Annotated in this window: 6 protein-coding genes and 1 riboswitch; of the genes, 4 read left to right on the forward strand and 2 right to left on the reverse strand. The window is 75.7% G+C overall.

Annotated features, from left to right (window positions below; translation table 11 throughout):
* Positions 1-111: 111 nt before the first annotated feature.
* Entirely contained in the window at positions 112-1,089 is a 978-nt protein-coding gene (locus ACFUC1_RS19960; RefSeq protein ID WP_379122946.1) for a LacI family DNA-binding transcriptional regulator, read from the reverse strand.
* Between the two features lie 225 nt (positions 1,090-1,314).
* Between ACFUC1_RS19960 and ACFUC1_RS19965 the strand changes: the two genes are divergently transcribed.
* The 3 genes from ACFUC1_RS19965 to hutI all read left to right on the forward strand — a co-directional run bounded on the left by ACFUC1_RS19965 (position 1,315) and on the right by hutI (position 5,098).
* A complete protein-coding gene (locus ACFUC1_RS19965) occupies positions 1,315-2,508 on the forward strand; it encodes an allantoate amidohydrolase (RefSeq protein ID WP_379122954.1) in 1,194 nt (397 codons plus the stop codon).
* Complete coding sequence (locus ACFUC1_RS19970) at positions 2,505-3,830, forward strand: formimidoylglutamate deiminase (protein ID WP_379122948.1); 1,326 nt, start codon at positions 2,505-2,507, stop codon at positions 3,828-3,830. Before ACFUC1_RS19965 ends, ACFUC1_RS19970 begins: the two co-directional genes overlap by 4 nt.
* Positions 3,831-3,943: 113 nt before the next feature.
* The gene (hutI, locus tag ACFUC1_RS19975) at positions 3,944-5,098 is read left to right on the forward strand and encodes an imidazolonepropionase (RefSeq protein WP_379122956.1); all 1,155 of its coding nucleotides are present in this window, start codon (positions 3,944-3,946) and stop codon (positions 5,096-5,098) included.
* A gap of 102 nt (positions 5,099-5,200) precedes the next feature.
* Here hutI and ACFUC1_RS19980 read toward each other — a convergent pair whose 3' ends face one another.
* Positions 5,201-5,479, reverse strand: a complete 279-nt coding sequence (locus ACFUC1_RS19980) for a DUF4235 domain-containing protein (protein WP_379122950.1) — start codon at positions 5,477-5,479, stop codon at positions 5,201-5,203.
* Between the two features lie 69 nt (positions 5,480-5,548).
* Positions 5,549-5,651: riboswitch (TPP riboswitch) on the forward strand.
* 90 nt (positions 5,652-5,741) lie between these two features.
* On the opposite strand from ACFUC1_RS19980, the gene ACFUC1_RS19985 reads away from it, so the two are divergent.
* Positions 5,742-6,410 carry an ECF transporter S component gene (locus ACFUC1_RS19985; protein ID WP_379122952.1) on the forward strand — a complete coding sequence of 223 codons (669 nt, stop codon included), beginning with the start codon at positions 5,742-5,744 and terminating at the stop codon, positions 6,408-6,410.
* Positions 6,411-6,451 lie beyond the last annotated feature (41 nt).

The raw sequence follows: 6,451 nt of genomic DNA on the forward strand, positions 1-6,451 counted from the left end.
GACCCGCTGCGGTCGGCCCGGCGTGGGACGCGTCGGGCGAGGACCGGTTCCACCCCGGTCCCCGCCCGACGCCGCTGTCAGCCCGACGCCGCTGTCAGGTCGACGCCACCGTCAGGTCGACCCGCGCTGGACGAGGTCGAGCGTGTCCGGCAGGGCCTCGCCCTCGGACTCGCCGCCGTCCAGGGCCGCGACGACAGCCGCCGCCAGGTGCTCGGCCTGCGTGTCGAGTGACTGCGACACCGTCGAAAGCGCCGGCACCGCGAAGCGGGCGGCGGGGATGTCGTCGACGCCCACCACCGCGAGGTCGTCCGGGCAGGGCACGCCCTCCGCCCGTGCCCCGGCAAGCACCGCGAGCGCCACGTCGTCGTTGTATGCCGCGACGCCGGCCACCGCGGCCTCCCCCCAGGTCCGGACCGCGGCCCGCACCGCGTCCTCGGTGAGCTCGACTGGGACCACGACGGGGGCCGGCAGCCCGGCCTCCTCGCAGACCGCCTGCACCCCCTCGAGGCGCAGCTCGGCGAACGCGCGCACGCGTGGGTCGGTCGGCGCGGCATACCCGAGCGGGGTGCGGTCGCGGTCGATGAGGTGACGGGCCTGCAGCCGCCCGATGCCCTGCTGCGTGGCGGCGAAGACGTCGGGCACGTCGCCCGAGATGGACGAGGCGACGACGTGGATCCCCGCCCGGCGCATGGCGTCCCGGTCGTGGGCGCTGAAGGCCTGGAGGCCGACCACGGCCCGCGGGGTCACCGCCCGCCACAGCTCGTGCAGGGGCCGGCCCGAGCGTGCGTGGTGCACGAGCAGGCTCAGGCCACGCTCGGCCAGCGCGCCGGCCAGCCGGTCGAGCAGCGTGTCCACGGCCGGTCCGAGCGGCCAGTCGGGCAGGACGTAGAGGACCAGGTCGCTGCGGCCGGTGCGCAGGGTGCGGGCGGCGACGGAGGGGTGGTAGCCGAGCCGGTCGGCCGAGGCCCGGACGCGGGCCCTGGTCTCCTCGGACACCCGCACGCCGGGGGTGTCGTTGAGGACGTAGCTCACGGTCGTCCGCGACACGCCGCTGTCGCGCGCGACGTCCGCGCTGGTCACGCCGTGCACCCGAACCTCCTGCCCTGCCCTTCGGCGCCCAGCCTAGTGAGGCGACCGGGTGTGCCGGGGAGGCGTGCTCCACCCGTCGTCCGGTCTCCGATCCGAGACACATCCGGGGGCCCGACCCCCGGTGCGCGGGCCGCCCCTGGTGTGCAATGGTCTGGTCCCGGCCTGGACCCCAGCCAGGCCGCCGCCGCGACGCCCCGAGGAAGGACCTGCGTGAGCTTCGAGTCGATGTGGGCTGCGCTGGAGCCCGTGGGTCGTGACGGCGGTTCGGGGGGCTACCGCCGCTTCGCCTGGACGCGCGACGACTCCGACCTGCGTGAGTGGTTCGCGGGCGAGTGCGCCGACCGCGGCCTCGACCTCACCGAGGACCGCATGGGCAACCAGTGGGCGTGGTGGGGCGACCCCGACGAGGCGGTGCGCCGCGGCCGCAAGGGCGTCGTCACGGGCTCGCACCTCGACAGCGTGCCCGACGGCGGCGCGTTCGACGGACCGCTCGGTGTCGTCAGCGCGCTCGCGGCGGTGGACGCGTTGCAGGACAGGGGCTTCGAGCCGTCGCGCCCCATCGGTGTCGTGAACTTCGTCGACGAGGAGGGTGCCCGCTTCGGCGTCGCCTGTGCCGGGTCGCGTGTCATCACCGGGGCCATGACCGCGCGCCGAGCTCGCAGCCTGCGCGACGCCGACGGCGTCTCGATGGCCGAGGCCCTCCGGGCCGCCGGCCGCGACCCGCACGGCATCGGCCGCGACGAGCAGACCCTGGCCCGCGTCGGGCAGTTCGTCGAGCTCCACGTGGAGCAGGGACGCGGGCTCGTCGACCTCGGCCACCCCGTCGCGGTCGCCTCCGACATCTGGCCGCACGGCCGGTGGCGGATGGACTTCGGCGGCGAGGCCAACCACGCCGGGACCACGCGGCTGGAGGACCGGCACGACGCGATGCTCGGGTACGCCGCCGCGGTCCTCGCCACCCGCGAGGCCGCCGTCACCCACGGCTGCGTCGCCACCGTGGGCAAGGTGGCCGTCACGCCCGGCGGGGTCAACGCGATCCCCAGCCAGGTCACCGGCTGGCTCGACGCGCGCGGCTCCAGCGCCCGCGCCGTCCGCCGCGCGGTGGCCGACATCCGCTCCATGGTCGAGCAGTCCGGCGGCGAGGTCGCCGAGGAGTCGTGGACGCCGGCCACCGTCTTCGACACCGCCCTGTCCGCGCGGCTGCAGACCCGGCTCGGCGGCATACCGGTCCTCGGGACGGGCGCCGGGCACGACGCGGGCATCCTCGCCAACGCCGGCATCCCCTCGACCATGCTCTTCGTCCGCAACCCGACGGGCGTCTCGCACTCGCCCGCGGAGCACGCTGAGCTGTCCGACTGCCTCGAGGGCGTCGCGGCGCTCGCCGCGGTGCTCGAGGACCTCGCGGGGGACGCCGCATGACGAGCTGGTGGGCCGAGCACGCGTGGCTGCCCGACGGCCTCGCGACAGACGTGCGTATCGAGGAGGTCGGCGGCCGGTTCACCTCCGTCACCCCGCGCACGCGCCCGCGCGACGGCGACGCCCGCCTGCCGGGAGTGGTCCTGCCCGGCCTCGCCAACGCGCACAGCCACGCGTTCCACCGCGCGCTGCGCGGGCGCACGCACGCGGGCGGCGGCAACTTCTGGTCCTGGCGCGAGCAGATGTATGCGGTGACGCGCCACCTCGACCCCGACACCTACTTCGAGCTCGCGCGGGCCGTCTACGCCGAGATGGCGCTCGCCGGGATGACCGTCGTCGGCGAGTTCCACTACCTGCACCACGACGTCGACGGCCGCCCCTACGCCGACCCGAACGCGATGGGCCACGCGCTCGTCGCGGCAGCGCACGAGGCCGGCGTGCGGCTGACCCTGCTCGACACCTGCTACCTGGCCGGCGGCCTCAGCGGCGACGGGCACCTGCCCCTCGACGACGTGCAGCGGCGCTTCTCCGACGGCGACGTCGACGCATGGGCGGCGCGGGTGGCGGCCATGGGAGGCGACGACACGACCCGCATCGGGACTGCCGTGCACTCGGTGCGCGCCGTGCCGCGGGACCAGCTCGGGCCGATGGCGGAGGCCACCCGCGGCCGCGTGGTGCACGCGCACGTCAGCGAGCAGCCCGGCGAGAACCTCGCCACGCAGGTCCACTACGGCGCGACCCCGACCGAGCTGCTGGCTGAGGCCGGGCTGCTCGGCGACCGCTTCACGGCGGTCCACGCCACGCACCTGACCGACGACGACGTCAAGGCGCTCGGAGCCGCCCGGGCCACGGCCTGCTTCTGCCCGACGACCGAGCGCGACCTCGCCGACGGCATCGGCCCCGCGCGGGCCCTCGCCGAGGCCGGGGCGCGCCTCTCCCTCGGCTCGGACCAGCACGCCGTCATCGACCCGTTCGAGGAGGCGCGGGGCCTGGAGATGCACGAGCGGCTGGCGAGCAACGAGCGCGGCAGGTTCGCCCCCGACGACCTGCTCGACGTCGCCACGGCCCGGGGCTACGACTGCCTCGGGTGGTCCGACGGCGGCCGGCTCGAGGTGGGGGTGCTCGCCGACCTCGTCGCCGTCCGGCTCGACACCGTGGGCACCGTGGGGTCCAAGGCCGGGCAGGTGCTCTACTCCGCCACCCGCGCCGACGTCGACACGGTCGTCGTCGCTGGTCGCACGGTCGTCGAGGACGGGCGGCACCGCCTCGGCGACGTCGCCACGTTGCTGGGCACGTCGCTCGCCGCCGTGCGGGACCACCGGTGAGCGGGCAGCGCGACGGGGGCCTGCACGCCGCCGAGGACGCACTGACTGGCCCGGGTTCGGCTCGCCGCGGCAGGCACGCCGCCGGCGCCGACGGTGCCGCGGCGGGCAGCACCCTGGTCACCGGGATCGGCGAGCTCGTCACCTGTGACGGCACGGGACCCGACGGGCTCGGCCTGCGCACGCACGCCGCCCTCGTGGTCGAGGACGGCCGGGTCGCCTGGGTCGGTGCCGCCGCGTCGGCGCCGGCAGCGGACCGGGTCGTCGACGTGGACGGCCGGGCCGTGCTGCCGGGGTTCGTCGACTCCCACGCCCACCTCGTCTTCGCCGGTGACCGCGGCGCCGAGTTCAGCGCACGGATGGCGGGGACCCGCTACGACGGCGGCGGCATCGGGGTGTCGGTCGCTGCGACCCGGTCCGCGAGCGACGACGAGCTGCGCCTGTTGCTGGCCGACCGGGTCGCCGAGATGCGGGCCCAGGGCACGACGACGGTCGAGGTGAAGAGCGGGTACGGCCTCACCGTGGAGGACGAGGCGCGAGCCCTGCGGCTGGCCGCCGAGTTCACGAGCGAGACGACGTTCCTCGGAGCGCACGTGGTGCCGCCCGAGTACGCCGCCGACCGCGCGGCATACCTCGACCTCGTCACGGGCCCCATGCTCGAGGCGGCCGCGCCGCACGCACGGTGGGTCGACGTCTTCTGCGAGCCGCACTCGGCGCACGCCTTCACCGCCGACGAGGCCCGTGCGGTGCTGGTCGCCGGTCGCGACGCCGGTCTCGGGCTGCGCGTGCACGGCAACCAGCTCGGCCCCGGGCCGGGCGTGCAGCTGGCCGTCGAGCTCGGCGCGGCCAGCGTCGACCACTGCACCCACCTGTCGGACACCGACGTCGACGCCCTCGCGGGGGCCTCGGAGACCACCGTGGCGACCCTGCTGCCGGGGGTGGAGTTCTCGACCCGGTCGCCGTACCCGGACGCGGCGGGGCTGCTGCGGGCCGGTGTGAGCATCGCGCTCGCGACCGACTGCAACCCCGGGACGTGCTACTCCAGCTCGATGCCGTTCGTGATCGCCCTGGCCGTCCGCGAGATGGGCCTGACGCCGGGCCAGGCGGTCCACGCCGCCACTGCGGGGTCAGCGAAGTCCTTGCGGCGCACGGACATCGGCCGCATCGCGGAGGGCGCGCGGGCCGACCTGGCCGTGCTCGACGCGCCGTCGCACGTGCACCTGTCGTACCGCGCCGGCGTGCCGATCGCGCGCACCCTCGAGCTGCGCTGACCGGCCGAGCCCCCGCCGCCGACTCGTGCCCCCGCGGCACCGGAATGGGGCGGCAAGCGACCCCGGGACGTGCGCGCCGGGCACGGAGTCCCGAACGGGGGTCTAGGCGTCCCCGTGCTGCATCGGCTTGGGCAGGTGGCCGGCGGACTTCTGGTAGTACTGCGCGGCCTTGCGGGTGGCCAGCGTCTTCGCGGCGCCGACGGCCAGGCCGGTGAGGGCGGCGAAGAGGACCGCGTCGCGGGCCGGGGTGCGCGGGTCGCGCGGGTCGAGGACCTCGTTGCGACCGGCCTTCTTCCACACGAGGGTGACCAGCTTGCTGGCGAGCACGCCCGCGAGGACCGCTCCGCCCGTGCCGAGGACCCGCCAGACCATGGTTCCCATCCCTTCCGCCTTCCACCGTTCGTGACCTGCGGTTTCCACCCTGCCACAGACGGTGGAGTATCGTCGGTCGGGCAACGACAGGGGAGCGCGCGAGCGCTGAGAGTGCGGGCGACCGCAGACCCTCACACCTGATCCGGTTAACACCGGCGTAGGGAGTCGAGTTCTCAGGCACCTGTCGGGCGGTCCCGCCCCGGTGCGGCCTCCCGGCAGAGGCCTCCCCCGAGGTATCCACCGATCCAACGGATTCCACGGGAGACGACAGATGAGCACCACCAACACCCCGGCCGGCGCCACGGCGACCGGCCCCACCGCTGCCCGTCGCGGCAGCATCCGCGCGACCGCGCCCCTCCTGGGCTGGCGCACGGTCGACCTGCTGACGATCGCGTTCCTCGGCGCGGCGTTCGGCATCGCCTACTGGGGCTGGGGCCTCGCCTACGAGGCGCCCGCCAAGCTCCTCGGCGGCGCGTTCCCGCCCCTCCAGGGCATCACCGGCGCCCCCTGGCTCATGGCCGGTGTCGTCGGCGGCCTCGTCGTGCGGCGTCCCGGCGCCGCGCTGCTCTGCGAGGTCGTGGCCGCACTCGTCTCGATGCTGCCGGGCACCCAGTGGGGCTTCGCCACCCTGATCTCGGGGATCCTCCAGGGCCTGGGCGCCGAGATCGCCTTCGCGCTCCTCGGGTATGCCGCGTTCGGCCTGGGCGCCGCCCTCCTGGCGGGTGCCCTGAGCGCCCCGCTGGAGGCCGTCTACGAGTGGTTCGTCTACTGGACCGACTGGGGCTGGGGCTACAAGATCGCCTACGGCCTCATCCTCACCGCCGCCGGCGCGGTCATCGCCGGCGGCCTCGGCTGGCTGATCACGCGCGGCCTGGCCTCGGCCGGGGCGCTCAACGCCTTCCCGCCGGGCCAGGAGGCCCGGGAGCACCGCGCTGTCTGACCGGACCGCCGTCGACCCCGGCAGCGGCCCCTCCCCGGGGC

Source organism: Pedococcus sp. NPDC057267 (assembly GCF_042668795.1).
Taxonomy (GTDB): Bacteria; Actinomycetota; Actinomycetes; order Actinomycetales; family Dermatophilaceae; genus Pedococcus.

Coding starts and splice junctions, on each gene's coding strand:
- ACFUC1_RS19965 (WP_379122954.1), top strand. CDS start 1,315: ATGTGGGCTGCGCTGGAGCCCGTGGGTCGTGACGGCGGTTCGGGGGGC.
- ACFUC1_RS19970 (WP_379122948.1), top strand. CDS start 2,505: ATGACGAGCTGGTGGGCCGAGCACGCGTGGCTGCCCGACGGCCTCGCG.
- ACFUC1_RS19980 (WP_379122950.1), bottom strand. CDS start 5,479: ATGGGAACCATGGTCTGGCGGGTCCTCGGCACGGGCGGAGCGGTCCTC.
- ACFUC1_RS19985 (WP_379122952.1), top strand. CDS start 5,742: ATGAGCACCACCAACACCCCGGCCGGCGCCACGGCGACCGGCCCCACC.